The sequence below is a fragment of the Geodermatophilus sp. URMC 62 genome, assembly GCF_052931475.1.
Window position 1 is genome coordinate 2,646,109 of record NZ_JBRFHY010000001.1, and the last position, 23,031, is coordinate 2,669,139.

The 23,031-nt window shown below is 72.3% G+C and carries 22 protein-coding genes and 1 pseudogene; 13 read left to right on the top strand and 10 right to left on the bottom strand.

All coding sequences use genetic code 11. The annotated features are described in order from the left end of the window. Window positions 1-12: 12 nt before the first annotated feature. The gene (locus ACU616_RS12780; protein ID WP_446756511.1) at window positions 13-1,065 is read right to left on the bottom strand and encodes an IS110 family transposase; all 1,053 of its coding nucleotides are present in this window, start codon (window positions 1,063-1,065) and stop codon (window positions 13-15) included. Between the two features lie 254 nt (window positions 1,066-1,319). Here ACU616_RS12780 and ACU616_RS12785 point away from each other — a divergent pair. Next, window positions 1,320-2,204 (top strand): annotated as a pseudogene (locus ACU616_RS12785) (IS3 family transposase); the annotation flags it as partial. On the opposite strand, the gene ACU616_RS12790 reads toward ACU616_RS12785, so the two are convergent. Next, entirely contained in the window at window positions 2,192-2,353 is a 162-nt protein-coding gene (locus tag ACU616_RS12790; protein ID WP_446758837.1) for a VOC family protein, read from the bottom strand. The pseudogene ACU616_RS12785 and the gene ACU616_RS12790 overlap by 13 nt on opposite strands. 354 nt (window positions 2,354-2,707) lie before the next feature. On the opposite strand from ACU616_RS12790, the gene ACU616_RS12795 reads away from it, so the two are divergent. Further along, a complete protein-coding gene (locus ACU616_RS12795; RefSeq protein WP_446758838.1) occupies window positions 2,708-3,679 on the top strand; it encodes a ferritin-like domain-containing protein in 972 nt (323 codons plus the stop codon). Window positions 3,680-3,796: 117 nt separating this feature from the next. On the opposite strand, the gene ACU616_RS12800 is transcribed toward ACU616_RS12795, so the two are convergent. The 3 genes from ACU616_RS12800 to ACU616_RS12810 form a co-directional block, all read right to left on the bottom strand. Beyond that, window positions 3,797-4,237 carry a transposase gene (locus ACU616_RS12800; protein ID WP_446758839.1) on the bottom strand — a complete coding sequence of 147 codons (441 nt, stop codon included), beginning with the start codon at window positions 4,235-4,237 and terminating at the stop codon, window positions 3,797-3,799. A gap of 144 nt (window positions 4,238-4,381) precedes the next feature. Beyond that, a complete protein-coding gene (locus ACU616_RS12805) occupies window positions 4,382-4,861 on the bottom strand; it encodes a helix-turn-helix domain-containing protein (RefSeq protein ID WP_446758840.1) in 480 nt (159 codons plus the stop codon). Window positions 4,862-4,892: 31 nt separating this feature from the next. Next, window positions 4,893-5,780: an ANTAR domain-containing protein gene (locus tag ACU616_RS12810; protein ID WP_446758841.1), complete on the bottom strand. Its 888-nt coding sequence runs from the start codon at window positions 5,778-5,780 to the stop codon at window positions 4,893-4,895. A gap of 453 nt (window positions 5,781-6,233) precedes the next feature. Here ACU616_RS12810 and ACU616_RS12815 point away from each other — a divergent pair, with 453 nt between their 5' ends. The 4 genes from ACU616_RS12815 to ACU616_RS12830 all read left to right on the top strand — a co-directional run bounded on the left by ACU616_RS12815 (window position 6,234) and on the right by ACU616_RS12830 (window position 11,501). Further along, window positions 6,234-7,151, top strand: a complete 918-nt coding sequence (locus ACU616_RS12815; RefSeq protein WP_446758842.1) for an NADP-dependent oxidoreductase — start codon at window positions 6,234-6,236, stop codon at window positions 7,149-7,151. A 575-nt stretch (window positions 7,152-7,726) separates the two neighbouring features. After that, window positions 7,727-8,968, top strand: coding sequence for an IS21 family transposase (gene istA, locus ACU616_RS12820; RefSeq protein ID WP_446758843.1), 1,242 nt, complete (start codon window positions 7,727-7,729; stop codon window positions 8,966-8,968). Continuing rightward, complete coding sequence (istB, locus tag ACU616_RS12825) at window positions 8,965-9,738, top strand: IS21-like element helper ATPase IstB (RefSeq protein WP_446758844.1); 774 nt, start codon at window positions 8,965-8,967, stop codon at window positions 9,736-9,738. The genes istA and istB overlap by 4 nt, the downstream gene beginning before the upstream one ends. A gap of 401 nt (window positions 9,739-10,139) precedes the next feature. Beyond that, entirely contained in the window at window positions 10,140-11,501 is a 1,362-nt protein-coding gene (locus tag ACU616_RS12830) for an ammonium transporter (RefSeq protein ID WP_446758845.1), read from the top strand. Window positions 11,502-11,569: 68 nt separating this feature from the next. Here ACU616_RS12830 and ACU616_RS12835 read toward each other — a convergent pair whose 3' ends face one another. Beyond that, window positions 11,570-12,184: a helix-turn-helix domain-containing protein gene (locus ACU616_RS12835; protein ID WP_446758846.1), complete on the bottom strand. Its 615-nt coding sequence runs from the start codon at window positions 12,182-12,184 to the stop codon at window positions 11,570-11,572. Window positions 12,185-12,619: 435 nt separating this feature from the next. On the opposite strand from ACU616_RS12835, the gene glnT reads away from it, so the two are divergent. From glnT to ACU616_RS12860, 5 genes are read left to right on the top strand one after another with little or no spacing between them, the layout of a single operon-like run. Beyond that, the gene (glnT, locus tag ACU616_RS12840) at window positions 12,620-13,978 is read left to right on the top strand and encodes a type III glutamate--ammonia ligase (RefSeq protein ID WP_446758847.1); all 1,359 of its coding nucleotides are present in this window, start codon (window positions 12,620-12,622) and stop codon (window positions 13,976-13,978) included. A 31-nt stretch (window positions 13,979-14,009) separates the two neighbouring features. Next, window positions 14,010-14,903, top strand: coding sequence for a hypothetical protein (locus tag ACU616_RS12845; RefSeq protein WP_446758848.1), 894 nt, complete (start codon window positions 14,010-14,012; stop codon window positions 14,901-14,903). Then, on the top strand, window positions 14,891-15,622 hold the full coding sequence (locus ACU616_RS12850; protein ID WP_446758849.1) for a GltB/FmdC/FwdC-like GXGXG domain-containing protein: 732 nt from the start codon (window positions 14,891-14,893) through the stop codon (window positions 15,620-15,622). Before ACU616_RS12845 ends, ACU616_RS12850 begins: the two co-directional genes overlap by 13 nt. Before the next feature lie 10 nt (window positions 15,623-15,632). Continuing rightward, complete coding sequence (locus ACU616_RS12855; protein WP_446758850.1) at window positions 15,633-16,937, top strand: FMN-binding glutamate synthase family protein; 1,305 nt, start codon at window positions 15,633-15,635, stop codon at window positions 16,935-16,937. Beyond that, window positions 16,934-18,034, top strand: coding sequence for an FAD-dependent oxidoreductase (locus ACU616_RS12860; RefSeq protein WP_446758851.1), 1,101 nt, complete (start codon window positions 16,934-16,936; stop codon window positions 18,032-18,034). The genes ACU616_RS12855 and ACU616_RS12860 overlap by 4 nt, the downstream gene beginning before the upstream one ends. Before the next feature lie 394 nt (window positions 18,035-18,428). On the opposite strand, the gene ACU616_RS12865 is transcribed toward ACU616_RS12860, so the two are convergent. From ACU616_RS12865 to ACU616_RS12875, 3 genes are all read right to left on the bottom strand, one after another. Further along, window positions 18,429-18,872 (bottom strand): hypothetical protein, encoded by a 444-nt coding sequence (locus ACU616_RS12865; RefSeq protein WP_446758852.1) that lies wholly within the window; start codon window positions 18,870-18,872, stop codon window positions 18,429-18,431. Window positions 18,873-19,030: 158 nt separating this feature from the next. Continuing rightward, window positions 19,031-19,384 carry a hypothetical protein gene (locus tag ACU616_RS12870; RefSeq protein ID WP_446758853.1) on the bottom strand — a complete coding sequence of 118 codons (354 nt, stop codon included), beginning with the start codon at window positions 19,382-19,384 and terminating at the stop codon, window positions 19,031-19,033. Window positions 19,385-19,394: 10 nt separating this feature from the next. Then, window positions 19,395-19,895 (bottom strand): inorganic diphosphatase, encoded by a 501-nt coding sequence (locus ACU616_RS12875; RefSeq protein WP_446758854.1) that lies wholly within the window; start codon window positions 19,893-19,895, stop codon window positions 19,395-19,397. A 231-nt stretch (window positions 19,896-20,126) separates the two neighbouring features. Between ACU616_RS12875 and ACU616_RS12880 the strand changes: the two genes are divergently transcribed. Beyond that, entirely contained in the window at window positions 20,127-21,173 is a 1,047-nt protein-coding gene (locus tag ACU616_RS12880) for a nitronate monooxygenase (RefSeq protein ID WP_446758855.1), read from the top strand. Between the two features lie 107 nt (window positions 21,174-21,280). Further along, window positions 21,281-21,445, top strand: coding sequence for a hypothetical protein (locus ACU616_RS12885; protein ID WP_446758856.1), 165 nt, complete (start codon window positions 21,281-21,283; stop codon window positions 21,443-21,445). Here ACU616_RS12885 and ACU616_RS12890 read toward each other — a convergent pair whose 3' ends face one another. Beyond that, entirely contained in the window at window positions 21,446-22,912 is a 1,467-nt protein-coding gene (locus ACU616_RS12890) for a protein adenylyltransferase SelO (RefSeq protein ID WP_446758857.1), read from the bottom strand. It lies immediately after the preceding gene. Window positions 22,913-23,031 lie beyond the last annotated feature (119 nt).

Sequence of the window (23,031 nt, forward strand, 5' to 3'; positions counted from 1 at the left end):
CTCCTATGCCTGTCAAGTAGCGGCGACGACTGCTGATCCATGGTCGAGCAGTCGCCAGATCCGTCGGGCCAGATAGCGCTTGATGCAGCGCTGGGCCTCGCGCTGCGTCTTTCCGTCGGTGGCGCGGCGAAGGACGTATTCGCGGGTTGGTGAATGGCAGGAGAGTCGAGTGATCATCACCTGGTGAAGGGCGCGGTTGAGGTGCCTGTCGCCGCCACGGTTGAGTCGAAAGCGCGTGACCTGCCCGCTGCTGGCCGGCAACGGGCTGGTACCGGCCAGAGCAGCGAATGCGGCCTTGGAGCGAATCCGCCCGGAGTGAGACCAACTCACCCACAGCTGCGCCGCCACGATCGGGCCGATACCAGGCTCAGCCAGAAGCTGTGGAACGTTTGTGGCCGTGAGGGTCTTCAGGTCGGCCTCCACGGTCTTCGCGTCCTCGGTGAGGGCTCGAGCGCGGCGGGCCAGCCGCCGAAGTGACTGCAGGCGCACCCGCGTCTCGACCTCATCGGAGCCGCGCGGGCGGAGCGCGGAGCAGGCGGCGATCAGGCCGGCGATGCTGCGATCGCGCAGGCGCTGACGCAGCTCCTCGGGCGCGGTCAGCACCAGATCCCGCATCTGATTGAGCACCGCGGTGCGGTGCCGCACCAACCGGTCGCGCTCGACCAGCAGAAGTCGGGCGGCCTCCCGATCCCCATCGATCCGGGGCTGCCGGACGAAGCCGGCTGCCAACGCCGCACGGGCCGCCAGCAGCGCGTCGATGGGATCGCTCTTGCCGGCGCGCCGGGCGCGCCGCGTCGGCCGATCGACCTCGGTGAGCTGCGCGTCCACGGCCGCCAGCGCGCGGCAGAGCCCGGCTCCGTGGCTGCGGGTTCCCTCGATCGCCCAGAGCACCCGACCGCCGGGCGCCTGCTCGGCCGCCCAGGCGAGCAGGCGGGCGTAGCCGGCCGCGTCCGCGCTGATGACCAGCACGGCCAGCTGACGGCCGACCATGTCCACGAGCGCGGCCGTGTGGGTGTCGCGGTGGGTGTCGACGCCGATGACCGCGTCGAGGTCTTCTCCGGACATGCTGCCTCTCTCGTCGATGGAATGAACAGCTCGACCCGGAAGGCAGCACCGAAGGGGCAAATCTGTAATGAGGCATGCCAGCGGCGGCCAGGCTCCTAATCAAGCCACACGATGCTCGGGCCGGCGCCGGTGAACCGAGGACACGCCATTTTGAAGGCACGCCGAACCGGCGGCCAGATATACCGTGAGCCACTCGCGATCACCGGCACCGACCCTGGCAGTCCTCACCGGGCCGCCGCCACCAAGACTTACAGATCTACCCGCTCGTCCGTGAGCTCGCCGGCGACGGGATCCCCGTCGCGGTGACGTGCCGGGTCCTCAAGCTCGCCCGCCAGCCCTACTACCGGTGGCTGGCCGCCCCGGTCACCGCCAGCGACCTCGCTCGGGCCTACCGGGCCAACGCGCTGTTCGACGCCCACCGCGACGACCCGGAGTTCGGCTACCGGCTGCTCGTCGACGAGGCCACCGCGAACGGACAACCGATGACCGCCCGGACCGCCTGGGCGATCTGCTCGGCCAACTCCTGGTGGAGCGCGTTCGGCAAGCCCCGCCGGGGCAAGGGCGGTCGTCCCGGCCCACCAGTGCACGACGACCAGGTCAACCGCGTCTTCACCGCCGCAGCACCCAACCGGCTGTGGCTGACCGACATCACCGAGCACCGCACAGCTGAGGGCAAGCTCTACCTGTGCGCGGTCAAGGACGTGCACTCCAACCGCATCGTCGGCTACTCCATCAACTCACGGATGACGTCCCAGCTAGCCGTCACCGCGATCGAGTCCGCCGTCGCCCGGCGGGCAGCCGACGGGGCCGAGGTGGCCGGCTGCATCGTGCATTCGGACCGCGGATCGCAATGTCGCAGCCGGAAGCTCGTCCACGCCCTGAACCGCTACCAGCTGTCCGGCTCGATGGGCCGGGTCGGCGCAGCCGGAGACAACGCCGCCATGGAGAGCTTCTTCGCGCTGCTGCAGAAGAACGTGCTCGACCGCCGCGCCTGGGCCACCCGCCAGGAGCTGCGCATCGCGATCCTCACCTGGATCGAACGGACCTACCACCGCCGACGCCGCCAAGACGCCCTCGGTCGACTGACGCCGATCGAGTACGAGACCATCAACCGCACACCGGCAGCTCAAGCTGCCTGACCCGACCTGTCACCGATCCGTGCAGCAGTCCCCACTGCGTGCGGCTCGTCTTTGACCATCGGCATGCCCAGCACGTCGCGGTAGAACGCGCGCACGTCGGCGAAGTGCTCGGTCCGCACGCCGAGGAAGGTGAAGCCGAGGATCGACATGTGATCATCTTCGTCGACCGCAAGGGGTCACGGTGGGCCCGCCGACGTAGCCGGTCGGTTCTGACCGACTGTCCCTCGCGGGGTCGCTCCGGGGACGGCTCCGGACGTCACTGCGGGGAGTGCCTGGCGGTACTCGAGTGATCGACCGATCACAGCAGTCTGCCGGTCAGGGATCCCTTGCAAGGCGCCACGTCGGTTGGGGACCGGGCTGGCTGCATCCGATCAGGGCGACGGTCAGTTTGCGGGAGCGGCGGAGGAACTGGGGCTACGTCAGCCGGGCGGGCGTGACAGGACTCACTGCTAGCAATGCGCTTGCAACAGTTAGCACCGGGGTTCTGGGGGCACAGTGCAGACATGGCCGACAACAGCAAGATCGTCAACCAGCTTCGCGCCCTCGTGCTCCTCACCAAGACCGAGGAGCAGGTCGCGCGCACCCGCATCTCGCAGGCCCGAACCGACGCCGTCCGCCGCGAGCTCACGCAGAACGCCGACAACGCAGCTGCCCGCACCATCGAGATCACTGAGGCGCTCCGCTCCCTCGGCGGTGTCCCCGACGTCGTCACCCCGGCCCTCGGCCGGCTCAGCGCCGGCCTGAAGGCCACCCTCGAGCAGGCGGCCCCCGTCGAGGAGGCGCTGCTCAGCGACCTGTCCCTCGAGCACCAGCTGCTCGACCGCGCCACCTACGTCAAGGTCCTCGCCGAGCAGGCCGAGGCGACCCAGGTACGCCGGCTGGCCGAGAAGCTCATCGGCGCCCACCAGGCCACCGTCGAGTGGCTGACCATCGTGCTCGCCGAGGAGGCCCTCGGTGGCCCCGCCGCGCTCGTCGCCACCCCCGTCCAGAAGGTCGCCGGCGGCGTGGCCCGCGCGGTCAACGCCCCGGCCCGATTCTGGACGAACCGGGTCAACAACGCCGTCGAGACCGTCAAGCACGCCGGTGAGAAGACCTCCGACCGGGTCTCCGCCGTCACCGACCGGACGCAGCAGCTCACCGACGCCGTCCGCGAGACCCTGACCGCCGGCCGCAGCGCCTCGCTGCGTCGCGCCGAGCAGATCGCCCGACGCGAGGGCAACAAGGACGCCGCCAAGGCCGCCCGGACCGCCCGCGAGGAGCTCGGTGACGTCTCCGCCGACGAGCTGCCGATCAAGAACTTCGACCAGCTCTCGGTCAGCGACGCCGTGAAGGCCATCAAGGACCTCAAGGAGCCGCACGACATCCGCGTGATCATCCGCTACGAGGAGACCCACAAGAGCCGGGCGAACGTGGTCAGCGCCGCGCAGACCCAGCTCGCCTCGCTCGCCAAGGAGGCCGTGGGCGTCGACGCCTGATCCCGCAGAACAGACGGAGGGTCCACGCCCCGCTCATCGGGGTGTGGACCCTCCATGCGTCCGCGGGCCCGTTCCGTAGGGCCGTGCCCGGAGATTAACGACCTATAGGGGCGGGTGTTATAGGAAGGGTCCGAACTCGAGATCGGTGCTGGCGAGGAAGGCGGCCAGCAGCGCGGAGCGGTACTGCATCCGTCTCAGCCGCGTCTTCACCAGCGCCGTCAGCTCGGCGATGGTGTGCTTGGTCAGGTTGGCCAGCGAGCGCTTTAGATGCGACCACACCAGCTCGACGGGGTTGAGCTCGTGGGCGTAGGGCGGCAGCCGGTAGACCGTCAGCCACGGCCGGGCGGCGATCAGTTCGGCCATGGCCTTGCTGGCGTGGGTGCTCAGGTTGTCCCAGACCAGCACGATCGGCCCGCCCAGCTGCTGATGGGCGGCGTCGAGCAGGCGGGCGTAGTCGGCCTCGGTGAACCCCTTGCGCCCGCTGCCGCGCCGGCCGCGGTGGGTGCGGTAGATCAGCCGTGGCCGGTGCCCGGGCCGGGTGGCCAGCAGCGCGGCCACCGACACTCGGGGCTGATCGCCGCGGTCACCCGCACCACCGGGGTGCGCCCCCGCCGGCCCCAGGTGCGGCCCTTGGGCGGCCTGAGCCCCTGGCCCGATTCGTCTTCGAAGACCAACCAGGCGCCCAGGTCCGCCGCCGTCCCTTTATTTGCGGCCAGCTCTCCTCCCGCCAGGCGGCGATCTGCTCCTCATCCCGCTCCGCCGCGCGCCGCGCGGGCCCTGCACGCTCCAGCCGAGGCGGTGCAGCAGCAGGTCGAGACCGGGCAGGGTGTACTCCACGCCGAACCGGGTGTGCACGACCGCGGCGATGCGCGCCAGCGTCCAGCACTGATCGGCCCAGCCCCAGGCGGCCGGCCCGGCCTCCAGCAGCACCTGCAGCTCCTCCAGTTGCGCCGGGGTGAGCCGGCAGCGGGCCCCGCCTGGGCCTTTCGAGGCCAGGGCCGGGCGGCCGCCGGCGGCCAGCGCGCGGCGCCAGCGGTTGGCCGACATCCGGGTCACCCGGAACCGGGCCGCCACCTCGGCGTCGGTGGCGCCCTCCTCGATCCACTCTGCGGCCTCCAGCCGCACCTTCTCCCGCCGGGCGCACTCCTCGGCAGTGAGCCCGCCACCCTGGGCGTACCTCATGGGTACGGCATAGCGCGCGCCGCGCCGGCTGTCAGCAGACTACGGAACTCCCGCCATTAATGATCATTAGAGCGGCGGGGCCTGACCGCAACGGACCCCGCGGAATCCGCTGCGGCTGCTCGTGAGTCTCCGCAGGCCTCCAGCTCCGGCGACTCGGTGAGTGGTAGACGACGTCAGCGCGTCCCGGACAACCAATCCCCGGGGGCAGCTCGCCGGTGTGCACCAGTTCGTCGGCGACCGTCCGCAGCTTGCGGTTAGTCTTCATCGACATCTGCGCCAGGACTTGGAACGCCTGGTTGGCGGTGAGCTTGTGGCGGTCCATCAGGATGCCTTTGGCCTGGTCGATGATCCCCCGGTTCTCCAGCGCAGCCTGCAGGTTGGTGATCTCGTTCCGGGCGGCGTGGTAGGTGTGCAGGTTGCCGGCGGCGACCGCGGCGTAGGGGGCGAACCGTGTGGCCGCGGTCCGGCTGTCCTCGTCGAAGGCGTTCGGCCGGCGGGCGTAGATGTTCAGCGCGCCGGTGACGTCGTCGACGTCGATGGCCAGCGGCACGGACAGAGAGCTGAGGGCGCCGTGCTCGACGGCCCGGGGCATGTAGTCCGGCCAGCGCCCGTCGGTGCGGGTGTCGGCGACTTCGGTCAGCTCGCCGGTGCGGGCGGCGTGCAGGCACGGGCCGTGGTCGCGCTCGTACTGGGTCTCGTCGAGGTCGATGGCCAGCTGCCCGGTCGAGGCCACCGTCGTCGGCTGTCTCTCGACGAGCAGCGACACCGAGGACTCCGGGTTGCCGGGCATCACCGTCTTGGTCGAGTCGGCGATCAGCTGCAGCAACTCCTCCATCGACACCGTGCGCAGGGACTGCGACCCGAGGCGCTCGAGCGCCTGCACGGCGGGAGTGGGTGAGGAGGTCTGGTCACTGGCCACGGCGGGCCCCCGGTCTGTTCATACCGAAGGTGGTGACCTCGGCCGCGGCCCTCGATCTGGGGGCCGTGCATGAGACGCCGGCTGTGTGACGTGCCGACGTCGAGCGATCCGGCGTCATGGCTGACGCTACTCCCGTGGGCGGCCTTCCGGGCTCTGAGGTGTCCCTGAGTGGGCCGCTCTGGGACAGCCGGCCGGCTCGCCGCAAGGGCGGCTTCAGGGTCGATCCGTTATGAGGTTCTCCGCGGTGAGGACGTAGTCGTTCACAATCCAGTATCAACCGACTGCTAGCCCCCGCTGAGGCCTGGTCGGGCCAGTAGTTGCCTCGTGACAGCGATTGACCGTACGAAACTCCGAGGCAGAGTGTGATGCACGCCTCGCCTCGCTGACGACGCTCGCGAAGGCTGGGCAGGCCTCAAAGTGCAGCCGAGAGGACTGGATGCAGGGAGGTGCCTGATGAAGGCGATCGTCGTGACGGACCAGGCGGCGGGCACTGCCGGGATGACGCTGGTAGAGCGGCCAGAGCCGCCGGCAGCGATCAACGGCGTCGTCGTCGAGGTCCACGCGTCGGGATTCGTCCCGACCGAGTTGGCGTGGCCCTCGACCTGGACGGATCGCCGCGACCGTGACCGAACACCGTCAATCCCTGGGCACGAGCTGGCCGGAGTGGTCACCGCTCTCGGCTACGGCACGACGGGGCTGTCGGTGGGACAGCGGGTGTTCGGCCTCACGGACTGGCATCGCGACGGCACCCTTGCGGAGTACGTGGCCGTCGAGGCGCGCAACCTCGCGCCGCTGCCGGGCGACGTCGACTTCACGGCGGCCGCGAGCCTGCCGATCTCGGGGCTGACCGCGTGGCAGGGACTCTTCGAGCACGGCCGTCTCCGGGCGGGGCAGAGCGTGCTCGTGCACGGCGCGGCCGGCGCCGTCGGGGCGATGGTGACGCAGCTCGCGCGTGAGTTCGGGGCGTACGTCATCGGCACCGGGCGCGCCGCCGACCGTCAGAAGGCGCTCGACTTCGGCGCGCAGGAGTTCGTCGACCTCGACAACGACGCGCTGGAAGACGTCCACGGAGTCGATCTGGTCTTCGATGTCATAGGCGGCGACATCCAGCAGCGGTCCGCGGGTCTGGTTCGAGCCGGGGGAACGCTGGTGTCCGTCGTCGGACCGATCGACGCGCGGCCCGCCGACGGACTGGCGGTCGATTTCGTCGTCGAGTCCGATCGAGCCCAATTAGGTGAGGTCGTGCAGCGGCTGCGGGACGGACGACTACGGACGAACATCGGCAACGTCGCGACCCTCGACGATGCCGTCGCCGCCTTCAACCCGACCGCGCGACGCAAGGGGAAGACGATCATCAGCGTTCGTTCATGAGGACTCGGGGACAGGAACCGGTCCTGCCCTCCTCGTGGATCAGCGTCAGCCGCGTGGCCAGGGCGGTGAGGGACCGATTGGTTCGCCGCGGTATTGCGGCCTCCTCGCACACGTGCTTGTCGACGAGTCAGGCGACGTCGAGCTCGCCAGGTGCACCGATCGCACCTCAGCAACAAACTGGCCATCCCCCCAGGCTTCGCCGGTAGCGAGGACCCCGTGGAGGACACGACCGGACACCAGAGCTGCCGGCGCCGAGCACATGTGGGTGTGTAAGGGGTGAGCCAGGCACGGACAGTCCGCACACAGTCCGCAACACAGTCAATCAGGGCCCATCGCTACCGATCCTGCTCAACTGCATATGCCCAGCTCAAAGGCGATGTTCGTCGCTTGCCAACGTTGTCCGACGACCCGGGATTCGTTCCGCTTCAACGTGTAGGACGGGCTGCTTCCGCAGGTCAGCGACCTGCGGAGGCCCTCCGGTCTGTCGACGACGCCTGAAAACTGACCCCCTCGCGACGCTCGAAAACTGACCCCCTCCCGAGACCCTGACTCAAGCCGAGCCGGGGAGGGACGAGGTGTTGTCCGTGGAGGATTGGGCGGAGATCCGCCGGCTGCATCGGGCCGAGGGCATCCCGATCAAGCAGATCGCGCGGGTGCTGGGCGTCTCGCGGAACACCGTGCGGTCGGCACTGCGGGCCGATGGGCCACCGAGGTACGAGCGAGTCGAACGGGCGTCGATCGTCGACGAGGTCGAGCCGCGGATCCGAGAACTGCTGCAGGCGTTCCCCACGATGCCGGCCACGGTGATCGCCGAACGGATCGGCTGGACCCGGTCGATGACCGTGCTCAAGAAGCGGGTGGCCGAGCTGCGACCGGTCTATCTGCCGCCGGACCCGGCCTCCCGGACCGCGTACGTGGCCGGCGAGATCGCCCAGTTCGACCTGTGGTTTCCGCCGATCACGCTGCCGGTCGGCCATGGTCAGAGCCGCACCGCCAAGCAGCTGCCGGTGCTGACGATGGTCTGCGGATACTCCCGCTGGGCGGCCGGGGTGCTCATCCCCTCCCGCGCGGCGGAGGACCTGTTCACCGGCTGGTGGCAGTTGATCGATGCCCTCGGGGCGGTGCCGCGGGTGCTGGTCTGGGACGGCGAGGGCGCGGTCGGCCGCTGGCGCGGCGGCCGCAGCGAGCTCACCGCCGACTGCCAGGGTTTCCGCGGCACCCTGGCCACGAAGGTGCTGATCTGCCGGCCGGCCGATCCAGAAGCCAAGGGCCTGGTGGAGCGGCTGCACGACTACCTGGAGCGATCGTTTCTGCCGGGCAGGACGTTCACCGGCCCGGCCGACTTCAACGCCCAACTGGCCGCTTGGCTGGGGCTGGTGAACACCCGTCCCCGGCGGGCGCTGGGGTGCGCGCCGACCGAGCGGATCGCCGCCGATCTGGAGCGGATGCTGCCGCTGCCGCCGGTCGCTCCGGCCACCAGCTGGCGCACCAGCACGCGCCTGGCTCGGGACCACTACGTGCGCCTGGACGGCAACGACTACTCGGCCCATCCCGCGGTGATCGGCCGCCGGGTCGAGGTGCTCGCCGACCTGCAGCGAGTGCGGGTGCTCTGCGACGGCCGGGTGGTGGCCGACCACGAGCGGATCTGGGCCAAGCATCAGACGCTGTCGACCGACGAGCACGTCACCGCGGCAAAGGCGTTGCGCGCCGCCCGGGTCGGGCTGCTCCGCCCGGCCCCACCCAGCGAGGAAGTCGAGATCCGGCCGCTGAGCGATTACGACACCGCCCTCGGCCTCACCGACGGAGGCGTGGCATGAGCCGGGACCTCGACGCGGAGGTGGCGTTCCTGACCCGGGCGCTGAAGGCGCCCACCCTGCGGGAGGCGGTGCCGCGGCTGGCCGAACGGGCCCGCGAGCAGTGCTGGTCGCACGAGGAGTTCCTCATCGCCTGCCTGCAGCGAGAGGTCTCCGCCCGGGAGTCCCACGGCGGCGAGGGACGGATTCGCGCCGCCCGGTTCCCGGCCCGCAAGAGCCTGGAGGAGTTCGACTTCGACCACGCCCGCGGCCTCAAACGCGACCTCATCGCCCATCTGGGCACTCTGGACTTCGTCACCGCCAAGGAGAACGTGCTGCTGCTCGGCCCGCCCGGCACCGGCAAGACCCACCTGGCCACCGGCCTGGCCATCCGCGCCTGCCAGGCCGGCCACCGGGTCCTGTTCGCCACCGCCACCGAGTGGGTCACCCGGCTGGCCGAGGCCCACCACGCCGGCCGACTGCAAGACGAACTACGCCGACTCGGCCGCTACCCGCTGCTGGTGGTCGATGAAGTCGGCTACGTGCCCTTCGAGCCCGAGGCCGCCAACCTGTTCTTTCAGCTCGTCTCCAGCCGCTACGAGCGGGCATCGCTGCTCGTGACCAGCAACAAGCCCTTCGGCCGCTGGGGCGAGGTCTTCGGCGACGAGGTCGTCGCCGCCGCCATGATCGACCGGCTGGTTCACCACGCCGAGGTCATCTCCCTCAAGGGCGACAGCTACCGGCTCAAAGACCGAGACCTCGGCCGCTCCGCGGCCGCCACCGAAGACGCATGACCACGAGGGGGTCAACTTTCGGCCGTCGCTAGGGGGTCAACTTTCGACCGTCGTTGACACGGTCGACACCCGGTCAACAGGATCTCGCGCTCCAGGCCCTCGATGTTGCCGGTTGCACCCTCCGGGCGGCGCTGGGGCCCGGCCTCACGCGTGACAAGGAACGCTCGTCGCTCATGCGGAAAGCGGGCCCGGTAGGCCGTGGCCGCGTCGCAGCTGCGCTTCTGCAGTAGTCCGCGACGTCCCGGTCGAGCCCTCCTCGCCGCGCTCGCCCCTTGAGAGGCGCGTGACGATCAGGCGCTGTTCATGTCACACGGAAGTCACCTGCGGGGACCGCGGGGGCAACACGCGAGCCGTCTACTGCTGCCGAACAGCGACCACTGTCAGTAGACGAAAGGTGTGCCGTGGACGTCGGCAGCACTGCATTCATCCTCGCGGCCACCATGGCGGTCGCACTCATGGTCCCAGGCCTCGCGCTCTTCTACGGCGGCATGGTCGGGTCCCGCTCCATCCTCAACATGATCATGATGGTCTTCGGGGCCGTCGCGGTCGTCGGCGTCCTGTGGACCCTCTTCGGCTTCTCCGCGGTCTTCGGGAACAGCTACGGCGGCCTGGGTCTGCTGGGGAACGTCACCGAGTACCTCGGCCTCGGTGAGGTCGTCGCTGGTGACGAGGCGGCCGCCCTGCCGCCGGCCCTGGTCGCGGTGTTCCAGGCCCTGTTCGCCGTCATCACCACCGCACTCATCGCCGGCGCGGTGTCCGACCGCGTCCGCTTCGGCCCGTGGCTGCTGTTCACCGGGCTCTGGGCGGCGCTGGTCTACTTCCCGGTCGCCCACTGGGTGTTCGCCTTCGACTCCGCCGACGGGAGCGTCCAGGGCGGCTGGATCGCCAACACGCTGGGTGCGGTCGACTTCGCCGGCGGCACGGCCGTCCACATCAACGCGGGCGTCGCCGCCCTGGCTCTCGTGCTGGTGGTCGGCAAGCGCACCGGCTGGCCCCGGCAGGCACGGCCGAACAACCTGCCCTTCGTCGCCCTCGGCGCCGGCATCCTCTGGTTCGGGTGGTTCGGCTTCAACGGCGGATCCGCCCTGGCCGCGGGCAACAGCGCCTCGCTCGTCATGCTCACGACGTTCAACGCCACCTGCGCGGCGATCCTCGCCTGGCTCCTGGTCGAGCGGTTGCGCGACGGGCACGCCACCACCCTCGGCGGCATGTCCGGCGCCATCGCTGGACTCGTCGCCATCACCCCGGCCTGCGGCGCCGTCACGCCTCTGGGCGCCCTGGCCGTGGGCGCCATCGCCGGCGCGATCTGTCCGCTGGCCATCTCGCTGAAGTACCGCTTCGGCTACGACGACGCCCTGGACGTCGTCGGCGTCCACCTCGTCGGAGGCGTCGTGGGCACCCTGCTGGTCGGCCTGTTCGGTTCGCTCGAGGCGCCCAGCGGCAAGGCGGGCCTCTTCTACGGCGGCGGGTTCGGGCTCCTCGGCACGCAGGCCGTCGCCGTCGTGGCGGTGGTCGGTTACTCGTTCCTCGTCAGCCTGCTGATCGCCCTCGTCGTCAAGTACACGGTGGGTCTGCGGGTGTCGAAGGAGGGCGAGCTGACCGGTCTCGACCTCACCGAGCACGCCGAGGTCGCCTACGACCTCGAGGGCGGCGTGCACACCCCGGGCAGTGGCCCGACCCCCGAGGCCGTCATCGCCTCGGCCGAACGGCTGGTCGCCGGCTCGGCGGCGGCTCCCCGGACCGGGAGCGGCACGCCGGGCTGACGGCCCACCGACGACGGAGGCCGGTCCCGCACCGCGGGGCCGGCCTCCGGTACGTCCGGGATGGAGGGTCAGGCCAGGTGGCCGTAGGTCGTCACGCTGAGGAAGCGGACAGGCAGGTCGACGAGCTCGACCGGGCCGTGCGGGCCCTCGCCGTCGAAGACGAGGGAGTCGCCGGCCCGCATCTCGTACCGCGCCTCCCCGTGTCCGTAGACCAGGACGCCCTCCAGCACGTGCAGGAACTCCGTCCCCGGGTGCTGGAAGAGCGGGAAGACCTCGCTGGCCTCGGTGAGGGTGACCAGGAGCGGCTCCAGCCGCTTGTGCTCTCCCCGTAGCGACCCCAGCAGCTGGTAGAGGTGCCCGACGTTGCTGCCGCGACGGACGATCTGCGACCCGTGCCCGGCGGGCGTGAAGACGGCCTCCCGCTCGGCGTCGATGCCCCGGAACAGTGCGGTGACCGGCACCTCGAGCGCCTCGGCGAGACGGGCGAGGCTGGACAGGCTGCACGAGGTCTGCGCGTTCTCGATCTTCGACAGCATGGCCTTGCTCATGCCGGTCAGCCGGGCGAGCTCCGCCAACGAGATGCCCTGCGCGAGCCGGAACTCCCGCACCCGCAGCGCGATGACGTCCTCGAGATGACCACTCGGTGCGTCGTCGTGCGCACCGGGACCGGGGGAGACCTCCACCCGGCGAGCGTAGGTCGCGTGCGCTCGGCCGAACCGCCCGGCGACCAGAACGTAACGGACGAGTAACCCGAAGGGCGGTCCACCGCTCGTAGCTTTCGTTTCACACCAGTGGACGACTTCGCAGGAGGACCCATACCCGTCACCGGCACCCTCGGCCACGTCACCGGAGGCTCGCCGGGCCTGCCCAGCATGGAGGTGGAGGGGGTCCGCGCCCACATCGGGGACGTCTTCGCCAACCCGGCCCTCGACGGCTCGACGGCGGCCCGTCCTCCTCCGGGAGGGCGGGCCGCCGTCGTGTTCTGCGGGTGCCTGACCCGTGCGGCAGGAGGAAACAGGGATCTCTCCGGACGGTCATCCCGCGGTAACACCAAGACGGTTCACTGAGAGGCGACAGAGATTCACACCAGTGAACATCTCGCAGTCCTGGGAGGACCCGTGTCGCTCACCGCCACCCGCCCCGAGGCTCCGCCGGCGCCGGTCGAGCTGCCCTCCGGAGGCGAGCTGGCCCGCCGCGCCCACGCCGACGGCATCGAGTTCGTCATGGCGCTGTTCGTCGATCTGACCGGGAAGCCCTGCGCCAAGCTGGTCCCGGTCGAGGCGATCGAAGAGCTCGAGACCGAGGGTGTGGGCTTCGCCGGCCATGCGGTCGGCGCGATGGGGCAGGAGCCGAGGGACCCCGACCTCGTGGCGATCCCCGATCCGTCGTCCTACATGCCGGTGCCCTTCATCCGGCCCGGCCTGGCGATCGTGCACTGCGATCCGCACGTCGAGGGCCACCCCTGGCCCTACGCGCCCCGGGTGCTGCTCAAGGCGCAACTGGCCCGCGCGGCAGAGCTGGGCCTCGAGCTCAAGGTCGGCGCCGAGGTCGAGTACTTCCTCGTCGAGCGAGGCCCGGACGGTGCGCTGCGGCCGGCGGACCCGAAGGACACTGCGGCTCGGCCGTGCTACGACGCCCGCGGGCTGACCCGCATGTACGACCACCTGACCGAGGTGTCGAAGGCGATCAACTCGTTGGGGTGGGGCAACTACGCCAACGACCACGAGGACGGCAACGGCCAGTTCGAGCAGAACTTCGCCTACGCCGACGCCCTGACCACCGCCGACCGGGTGGTCACCCTCCGGTACCTGCTGTCGGTGCTCGCCGAGCAGCGCGGCATGACCGCGACGTTCATGGGCAAGCCGTTCACCGACCGGACCGGCAGCGGGCTGCACATGCACCTCTCGCTGTGGCGCGACGGCCAGCCGGCCTTCCCGGACGCCGCCGACCCCCGCGGCCTGGGCCTCTCACCCCTGGCCTACTCCTTCGTGGCCGGCCTGATCGAGCACGCCTGCGGACTGCAGGCGGTGCTCGCCCCGACGGTCAACGCCTACAAGCGCACCGGCGCGAGCTCCACCCGGTCCGGCGCCACCTGGTCCCCGCGCCAGGCGTCCTACGGCGGCAACGACCGCACCCACCTGCTGCGGGTGCCCGATGGCAACCGCGTCGAACTGCGCGGCGGCGACGGCTCGGCCAACCCCTACCTCGCCGCCGCGGCAGCACTGGCCGCGGGCCTCGACGGGGTGCGCCGCGGCCTGGACCCCGGCGACCCCGGCGCCACCACCAGCAGCCCGTTGCCGCCGACCCTGCTGCACGCCGTCGAGGCGCTGCAGGCCGACCCGGTGGTCGCCGCGGCCCTGGACGCGGCCGGACCCGGGGTCTGCGAGTACTTCGCCGGCCTCAAGCGCGAGGAGTTCTTCGAGTGGCACGGGCAGGTGACCCCCTGGGAGGTCGACCGCTACGTGACCGCCTTCTGACCCGACCGACCGACGAGAGGAACCGCCTGCGATGTGCGGGATCGTCGGGCTCCACCTGCGGGAGCCCTCCCTGTACCCCCGGCTCGGCGAGCTGCTGACCGGCATGCTCTGCCAGGTCACCGAGCGCGGTCCGGACTCCGCCGGCGTCGCCGTCTACGGCGACCCGCGGTGGTCGCCGCCCGGCGAGGCGTCGGTCTCGCTGCTCGCCGGCGCCCGCACGGCCGACGACGTCGCCGGCGCCGTCCGCGCCCTCCTGCCCGAGGCGGAGATCGTGGACGCCGGCCAGACGCTGGTCGTCCACGCCGCCACCGACCCCGGCGCCCTCGCCGCCGCCGTCCGCGACGCCGTCCCCGGTGCCGTGGTGATCGGCGTGGGGGAGGAGGTCGCCGTCCTCAAGGGTGTCGGGCACCCGCAGTCCCTGGCCGCCGAGTTCGGCCTGCCGGCCGCGCAGGGCTGGCAGGGCGTGGCCCACACCCGGATGGCCACCGAGTCGGCGGTCACCCCCGCGCACTGCCACCCGTTCTCCGTCGGGACCGACCAGTGCCTGGTGCACAACGGCTCCTTTGCCAACCACGCCACCATCCGCCGCGAGCTGCGGGCCGCGGGCGCCGTCTTCGACAGCGACAACGACTCCGAGGTCGGCGCCCGATTCATCGCCGCCCAGCTGGCCGCCGGCTATGACGTGGAGAAGTCGCTGAAGCTGCTGTGCGAGCGCTTCGACGGCTTCTACACGCTGCTGGTCAGCACCCGCGACAGCTTCGCCGTCGTCCGCGACGCCATCGCCTGCAAGCCCGCCGTCGTCGCCGAGACCCCGCAGTGGGTGGCCATGGCGTCGGAGTACCGCGCCCTGGCCGGCCTGCCCGGCGTCGAGTCCGCCCGCATCTTCGAGCCCGAGCCGGAAGAGGTCTACGCATGGCAGCGCTGAGCACGTCCGACAGCACCGTGGACACCGCGGTCGAGCCCGCCGTCGTCGACCTGTCCCTCACCGGCGTGCGCGAGCTCAACGCGGCCCTGCACGCGCCGGACGTCGCGGACAAGGCGTCCGCGTGGCGGGTCACCTCACCCGCCGGGCGGCACAGCATCGCCGTCGGGCTCGACGCGGAGGTCGACGTCCGCATCGAGGGACACGTCGGCTACTACTGCGCCGGCATGAACCAGCTCGCGACGGTGACCGTCGAGGGCAACGCCGGCGTCGGGGTCGCCGAGAACATGATGAGCGGCACGGTGCGGGTCCGCGGCAACGCCTCCCAGTCGGCCGGGGCGACGGCGCACGGCGGGCTGCTCGTCATCGAGGGGTCGGCGTCGGCCCGCTGCGGCATCTCGATGAAGGGCGTGGACATCGTCGTCGGCGGTGACGTGGGGCACATGAGTGCCTTCATGGGGCAGGCGGGGCGGCTGGTCGTGTGCGGCGACGCCGGCGACGCCCTCGGCGATTCCCTCTACGAGGCCCGGATCTACGTCGCCGGTTCCGTGCAGAGCCTCGGCGCGGACTGTGTGGAGAAGGAGGTGGGACCCGAGCACCTCGCCGAGCTCGCCGGTCTGCTCGACGCCGCCGGCATCGATGCCCACCCGACCGCCTTCCGCCGCTACGGCTCGGCCCGCCGGCTCTACAACTTCCACGTCGACAACGCCTCGGCGTACTGAGGGGATCCCCATGCTCCGCGAGTCCGCGACCTTCGACCGGGCCACCATCGCCGAGATCCAGCGCGCTGCCGAGACCGGCATCTACGACATCCGCGGCGGCGGCGCCAAGCGCCGTGTCCCGCACTTCGACGACCTGCTCTTCCTCGGCGCGAGCATGTCCCGATATCCGCTCGAGGGTTACCGCGAGCGCTGCGACACCGACGTGGTCCTCGGCGACCGCCACGCCACCTACCCGCTGCACCTGTCCACTCCGGTCACCATCGCCGGCATGAGCTTCGGCGCCCTGTCAGGCCGCGCGAAGGAGGCCCTGGGCCGCGGGGCCAGCGAGGTGGGCACGAGCACCACCACCGGCGACGGCGGCATGACGCCCGAGGAGCGCGGACAGTCCAAGCACCTCGTCTACCAGTACCTGCCCTCCCGCTACGGCATGAACCCCGACCACCTGCGGGCAGCCGACGCCATCGAGGTCGTCCTCGGTCAGGGCGCCAAGCCCGGCGGCGGCGGGATGCTCCTCGGCCAGAAGATCACCGAGCGGGTGGCCGGGATGCGCACCCTGCCCATGGGCGTCGACCAGCGCAGCGCCTGCCGCCACCCCGACTGGACCGGTCCCGACGACCTGGAGATCAAGATCGGCGAGCTCCGGGAGATCACCGACTGGGAGAAGCCGATCTACGTCAAGATCGGCGCCAGCCGCACCTACTACGACGTGAAGCTCGCGGCCAAGGCCGGTGCCGACGTCATCGTGCTCGACGGCATGCAGGGCGGCACCGCCGCGACGCAGGACGTCTTCATCGAGCACGTCGGCATCCCGACGCTGGCGGCGCTGCCGCAGGCGGTGCAGGCGCTGCAGGAGGAGGGGCTGCACCGGCAGGTGCAGCTGGTCGTGTCGGGCGGGATCCGCAACGGCGCCGACGTCGCCAAGTGCATGGCGTTGGGCGCCGACGCCGTCGCGATCGGGACCGCGGCGCTGGTCGCGCTGGGCGACAACGCCCCGCACCTCGACGAGGAGTACCGGGCGCTGGGCTCGGCGGCCGGCTTCTACGACGACTGGCAGGCCGGCCGCGACCCGGCGGGCATCACCACACAGGACGATGAGCTGGCAGCCCGCCTCGACCCGGTCGCCGGCGGCCGGCGGCTGGCCAACCTCATCCGCGTGATGACGATGGAGGCCCAGGTCATCGCCCGTGCCTGCGGCAAGGCGCATCTGCACTCCCTGGAGCCCGAGGACCTGGTGGCACTCACCATCGAGGCCGCCGCGATGGCTCGGGTGCCGCTGGCGGGCACGTCATGGATCCCCGGGCAGGGCGGGCTGTGAGGGTCGACGTCGCCGTCGTCGGCGCCGGCCTCATGGGGTCGGCGGCGGCGTGGCAGCTGGCCCGGCGCGGGGTCTCCGTGGCGCTGGTCGAGGCGTTCGACGCCGGTCACGTGCACGGCAGCTCGCACGGCACCTCCCGCATCGTGCGCCGGGCCTACGCCGACCCGTTCTGGGTCCGGCTGACCGGCCGCGCGTACGACGCCTGGGCCGATGCCGAGGACGACACGGGGACTGCCCTGCTGCGCACCACCGGCGGGCTCGACACCGGACCGCGCAGGGACCCGGCAGGGCTGGCGCGGCTGATGGCCGCCGAGGGCGTGCCGCACGAGCTGCTCGGCGCGGCCGAGGCCGGGGCTCGGTGGCCGGGGATGCGTTTCGAGGGACCGGTGCTGTTCCACCCCGAAGGTGCGGTGCTCGACGCCGACGCCGCGGTGGCCGCCTGGGTGCAGCGGCTGCGCGAGCTCGGCGGCACCGTCCTCGAGCGCACCCGCGTGCTCGCCGTCGAACCGGACGGGGACGGCGCACGGGTGGTCACCGACGGGCCGGAGCTGATGGCGGGCAGCGTCGTCGTCGCGGCCGGTCCGTGGCTGCCCGAGCTGCGGCTCGGCCTCCCGCTGCCGCCGCTCGCCGTGACGCAGCAGCAGGTCTTCCACTTCCGGCAGCGCGACCCCGCCGCTGCCTGGCCGACCTTCGTGCACAAGGGCGACCTGCAGCTGTTCGGCCTGCCCTCCGGCGCCGACGGCGGACCGCGCCCGGCGGTGAAGGTCGCTCAGCACGACGGCGGCCGGCCGACGACGGCATCCACCCGCGACGGCGTCATCGACCCGGCCTCGCGCGAGCGGGTGGCCGCCTTCGTGCGGGAGTGGCTGCCCGGCCTCGACCCGGAACCGGTCGCCCAGGGCAGCTGCCTCTACACCGTCACCCCGGACGAGGACTTCGTCCTCGACCGGGTCGGCCCCGTCGTGGTCGCCTCTCCGTGCTCCGGGCACGGCGCCAAGTTCGCGGCCCTGGTCGGCAGGATGGCCGCCGACCTCGCCCTCGGCGCGGCAGAGGCGGAACCGAGGTTCGCCCTGAGCCGGGTGGGCTCTCTGGTCTGACGTAGAGCTCCCCGTCGACCCGTAGGACGTTCGGCGACGTCGCGCAGAGGATCCGGCAGAACTGCCCGCGAGCGGTACCGGAGGGAAGCGGACGAGCGGCCTCAGTGCCGCTGTGAGGGCGGTCCCGCTGGTGCCGCCGCGGTGCTGAAACACGCGCGAGCGCGTGGACGTCGGTCACCACCCAGTCAACGAGACTCCCGACTCGTCCAGTCCTCCGCCGTGGACCGTCAACCAAGAAGGGGCAGCTCAGCCGCGGGTCTCCACCGCAGCAAGCTACTGTCAGCTCGGGTGTCACGCCGCGGGAGGCGGTGGCGGCAGCCTCCCTCGCCGTGCCGAGTGCCGGACGAGGTCCTCGTCCGGCACTCGGCACGCCCGTCGGCCGTGCGCCCCGCGACTACCCGTTCGACCTGGTCGGGGGGATCAGCGGGTCAGGCACGGAGCCGGTCGCCCGCCCGGCGCTGCCCGCCTCCGACGCCGGCGTGTCGGAGACGACCGTCTCGGCGATCGTCTGGGGGTCGGCCGTCCCGACGCCGATCGGGCTGCCGCCGATCCCGACGCCGGTCGTCCCCGCCCCGGCCGTCCCCGCGCTGGTGCCCTGACCGCTCGATCCCCGGCCGCCGGAGCCCTGACCACCGGAGCCCTGCCCGGTGAGCTGGTCGATGCCGTCCCGGAGAGGCGCGGGAGCGGCGTCCCTGACCTTCCCCACGGTCTGCTGGACCTCCGGTCGCCGCAGGAAGCTCTGCGCCGCCTGCACGATCTGCTGGTAGCGATCGCGCCCGGCGCGCGCACCGAGCACGTACCCGACCCCCAGGCCGATCCCCAACGTCACCTTGCCCATGGCTCTCCTCCAGTCGTCCACACGTCCCGGCGACCACCTCGGGCACCGCTGCGCCCGCGCTACCCAGCGGCGGGCGCGCCAACCCGCGTGCGCCGGCAAGGACCTCGGAAGCGTCCTCCAGAACGCGTCCCCGGTGCGCCAGGGCCTCTCCTGCAGGGTCAGGGTGTTCCCGTCGGGGTCGGCGAACCCGGCGTACTCGACGCCGCCACCGACGTCCGCCAGCTCGCCCACGCCGACGCCGCGCCCACCAGCTCGGCGCGGGCCCGCTCGATGTCGGCGACGACCGGGTGCAGCGCCTCGACCGACCCCGGCGGCGCGTCGTCGTACGCCGGCAGGCCGGTGCCCAGGCCGATCGAGCACGCCGAGCCGGGCGGGGTCAGCTGCACCACCCGCACGCCCTCGGCGGGCCGGACGTCGACGTCCTCGACGAACCCCAGCCGGTCGACGGAGAAGGCCTTCGCGCGGTCGACGTCGGTGACCGGGATCGGCACCAGCTCGAGCTCCATCTCCACCGGACGACGGTCAGCCGGCGGAAGCGGCGGACTGCTCGACCCACCGGCGCCGGGCGTCCTCCAGGGCCGCGATCGCCTGGGCCTTGCGCTCCCAGCCGCGGGTCTCGGCCGACTTGTCCGGCGCCAGTGCCTCGTAGATCTCGAAGAAGTGCCAGATCTCGGCGATCTGGTGCATGGGCACGTCCTCGAGCTCCTGCAGGTGCAGCTGCCGAGGGTCCGTCGCCGGTACGCACAGCAGCTTGGCGTCGGGGCCCCGGGTGTCGTCCACCCAGAACACCGCGATGACCCGCGCGCGCACCACGCAGCCCGGGAAGGTCGGCTCGGCGAGCAGGAGCAGCGCGTCGATCGGGTCGCCGTCCTCGGCGAGGGTGTCGGGGACGAACCCGTAGTCGCCGGGGTAGCCGGTGGCGGTGAACAGCATCCGGTCCAGCCGGATCCGGCCGAGCCGGTGGTCGTACTCGTACCTGTTCCGCGAGCCCTTGGGGACCTCGACGACCACGTCGACCAGCACGGGCACTCCTCCTCAGGCCGTGGGACCCGGTGCCCGGACGGGTCGGGCGCCGACGGCGTCGGGAACCGGGTCCGGAACCGCCAGGCGACCCTGACCCAGTGCCCCCCGCGCGTCAACTCGTGCCGCCGCCGAATCCCCGGGGCGTCCTCCCGGACGGGAGGGGACGGCGCAGACGCCGTGCTGCGGCACCATGCAGGGGACGGCGTTCGCCCGTGAGCCGGGGAGGCAGGCATGGTGCTGGAGCTGCGGCGGCCGATCGTGCAGGCGCCGATGGCCGGCGGTCCCTCGACGCCGGAGCTGGCCGCGGCGGTGTCGGAGGCCGGCGGGCTCGGGTTCCTCGGGGCCGGCTACAAGAGCCCGTCGGCGGTGGCCGAGGAGGTGCGCGCCGTCCGGGCCCTGACCGGCGAGCGGTTCGGCGTCAACGTCTTCGTCCCGGGACCGCCCGGGGACGACGAGGCCGTCCGCCGGTACGCCCACGAGCTGCGGGCCGACGCCGAGCGGTGGGGCGTGGAGCTGGGGGAGCCCCGCGCCGACGACGACGCCTGGGAGGCGAAGGTCGACCTGCTGGTCGAGGAGCGGGTGGCGGTGGTCTCGTTCACCTTCGGCCTGCCCCGGCCCGACATGGTCGCCGCGCTGCACGACGCCGGCGCCACGGTGCTGGTCACGGTCACCACGCCGCAGGAGGCGGTGGCCGCCCGCGACGGGGGTGCCGACGCGCTGACCGTGCAGGGCGTCGAGGCCGGCGGGCACCGCGGCGACTTCGGCGACGCCGACGGGGTGGGGGAGTACGGGCTGCTCACGCTGCTCCGCCTGGTCGACCGGGCCGTGGACCTCCCGCTGGTCGCCGCCGGCGGGCTCGTGGACGGCCCCTCGGTGGCCGCGGTGCTCGTGGCCGGCGCGGAGGCGGCCCAGCTGGGCACGGCGTTCCTGTGCTGCCCCGAGGCGGGCACCAGCCCGGCGCACCGGCAGGCGCTCACCACGTACGAGGCGACGGCGCTGACCCGGGCCTTCAGCGGCCGGCGCGCCCGCGGGCTGGTCAACCGCTTCCTCGCCGAGCACACCGCCGGTGCCCCGGCGGCCTATCCGCAGGTGCACCACCTGACGACGCCGCTGCGTGCCGCCGCGAGGAAGGCCGGGGACCCCGACGGCGTCAACCTGTGGGCCGGACAGGGGCACCCGCTGGTCGAGGCCCTGCCCGCCGGGGAGCTCGTCCGTCGGCTCGCCGACGACGCCCGGGCCGCACTCGCCAGCCGGGCGACCTGGCCGACGGGTCCCTGACCGCGGTCCCGGAGGACGGCGCGGCTGGACACGCCCCACCCGGAACTGGCGCTCCCCCGAGGCCATCGGCACTGTCGGCCGCACGGGCCGGCGCCTAGCGTCCGATCATGGCCAGGAAGCCGTTCACGTGCCGGCTCGGCCTGCACGCCTGGGTGGAGGCCCACCCGGTCGAGGAACGGCCGCAGGGGCCGGAACGGGCGCGGGTCTGTCGGCGCTGCGGACGGCGTCGCGGCGGGGACATCGGTGGCCTGCCGCCCGCCGTCGTCAGCTGATCAGGTGCCGCAGAAGGTCGTGTAGGAGCCGAAGGTCTCCGGCGCCGGGGCGGCGTGGCGCTCCAGGCCCGGCCGCTCGTCGAAGGGCCGCGACACCGCCTCGAGCAGCCGCTCCAGCGGTGCCAGGTCGCCGTCGGTCGCGGCCTGCAGCGCCTCCTCGACCAGGTGGTTGCGGGGGACGTAGACGGGGTTGACCCGGTCCATCGCGTCGGCGTCGGGCGCCAGCGCCCGCCACCGCTCCAGCCAGCCGTCGATGCCCGCGAGGTCCAGGAACAGCTCCCGCGTCGGCTCGGCCGCCCCCCGCGCCGCACCCGACAGCGACCGGTGGAACGACGTGAGGTCCACGTGGTCGGCGGCCAGCAGCTTCAGCAGGTCGTTCATCAGGCCCGTCGCCACCGACTCCTCCAGCCCCTCCGGCAGGCCCAGCTTGTGCCGCATGCCGGCCGACCAGGCCGCGTTGTACGCCGGGCGGAACCCGCCCAGCGCCCCGACCGCGAGTTCGATCGCCTTCTCCTGCTCGTCGGCGAGCAGCGGCAGCAGCGTCTCGGCGAACCGGGCGAGGTTCCACTCCATGACGATCGGCTGGTTGCCGTAGGCGTAGCGCCCGCCGTGGTCGATGGAGCTGTAGACCGTCGCCGGGTCGAACGCGTCGAGGAACGCGCAGGGCCCGTAGTCGATCGTCTCGCCGGAGATCGTCGTGTTGTCGGTGTTCATCACCCCGTGCACGAACCCGACGAGCATCCACCGCGCCACCAGCGACGCCTGCGCCGCGACCACCGCCTCGAACAGCGCGAGGTACCGCTCGTCGGCGTCGGCCGCGGCCGGGTGGTGCCGGGCGATCGCGACGTCGGCCAGGCGGCGCAGCAGGTCGACGTCGCCCGTGGCCCGCGCGTACTGGAAGCTCCCCACCCGCAGGTGGCTGCTCGCCACCCGCGCCAGGACGGCGCCCGGCAGCAGCGTCTCGCGGCGGATCGGCCGGCCCGTCGCGACGACGGCCAGCGACCGCGTCGTCGGGATGCCGAGGGCGTGCATCGCCTCGCTGACGACGTACTCGCGCAGCATCGGGCCCACCGCGGCCAGGCCGTCGGCGCCGCCGCGGGCGAACGGCGTCCGCCCGGACCCCTTCAGGTGCAGGTCGCGCAGCCGGCCCCCGGTGTCGGTCAGCTCGCCCAGCAGCAGCGCGCGGCCGTCGCCGAGCCGCGGCACGAAGCCGCCGAACTGGTGCCCGGCGTAGGCCTGCGCCACCGGGGCGGCGCCCTCGGGCACGACCGTGCCGGTCAGCAGGCCGACGCCCTCGGCGCTGCGGAGCCACGCGGGGTCGAGGCCGAGCTCGGCGGCCAGCGGCTCGTTGAGCACGAGCAGCCGCGGGTCGGGCGCGTCGGCCGCCTGCCACGGGACCGCCATCTCCGGCAGGTCCCGAGCGAAGCGGGACTCGAGACGGACGGTCGACGGCGGCGCGACGCTCATCTTTCCCAGGCTACGACGGGCGGGCCGCCGCGGCCCCGGTGGTCTCGACGTCTGCCCGGCAGGGACCGACGGCGGCCGCGTGCTTGCACCGCCTGACCTGGGGTAACGCCGGACGCAGC

Bases quoted from the DNA above. Each gene is read 5' to 3' on its own strand.
- ACU616_RS12790 (WP_446758837.1), bottom strand. From the start codon at position 2,353: ATGTCGATCCTCGGCTTCACCTTCCTCGGCGTGCGGACCGAGCACTTC.
- ACU616_RS12845 (WP_446758848.1), top strand. From the start codon at position 14,010: ATGTGCGGGATCGTCGGGCTCCACCTGCGGGAGCCCTCCCTGTACCCC.
- ACU616_RS12890 (WP_446758857.1), bottom strand. From the start codon at position 22,912: ATGAGCGTCGCGCCGCCGTCGACCGTCCGTCTCGAGTCCCGCTTCGCT.
- istB (WP_446758844.1), top strand. From the start codon at position 8,965: ATGAGCCGGGACCTCGACGCGGAGGTGGCGTTCCTGACCCGGGCGCTG.
- ACU616_RS12815 (WP_446758842.1), top strand. From the start codon at position 6,234: ATGAAGGCGATCGTCGTGACGGACCAGGCGGCGGGCACTGCCGGGATG.
- ACU616_RS12805 (WP_446758840.1), bottom strand. From the start codon at position 4,861: ATGAGGTACGCCCAGGGTGGCGGGCTCACTGCCGAGGAGTGCGCCCGG.
- ACU616_RS12885 (WP_446758856.1), top strand. From the start codon at position 21,281: ATGGCCAGGAAGCCGTTCACGTGCCGGCTCGGCCTGCACGCCTGGGTG.
- ACU616_RS12865 (WP_446758852.1), bottom strand. From the start codon at position 18,872: ATGGGCAAGGTGACGTTGGGGATCGGCCTGGGGGTCGGGTACGTGCTC.
- ACU616_RS12780 (WP_446756511.1), bottom strand. From the start codon at position 1,065: ATGTCCGGAGAAGACCTCGACGCGGTCATCGGCGTCGACACCCACCGC.
- ACU616_RS12850 (WP_446758849.1), top strand. From the start codon at position 14,891: ATGGCAGCGCTGAGCACGTCCGACAGCACCGTGGACACCGCGGTCGAG.
- ACU616_RS12855 (WP_446758850.1), top strand. From the start codon at position 15,633: ATGCTCCGCGAGTCCGCGACCTTCGACCGGGCCACCATCGCCGAGATC.
- ACU616_RS12880 (WP_446758855.1), top strand. From the start codon at position 20,127: ATGGTGCTGGAGCTGCGGCGGCCGATCGTGCAGGCGCCGATGGCCGGC.
- ACU616_RS12795 (WP_446758838.1), top strand. From the start codon at position 2,708: ATGGCCGACAACAGCAAGATCGTCAACCAGCTTCGCGCCCTCGTGCTC.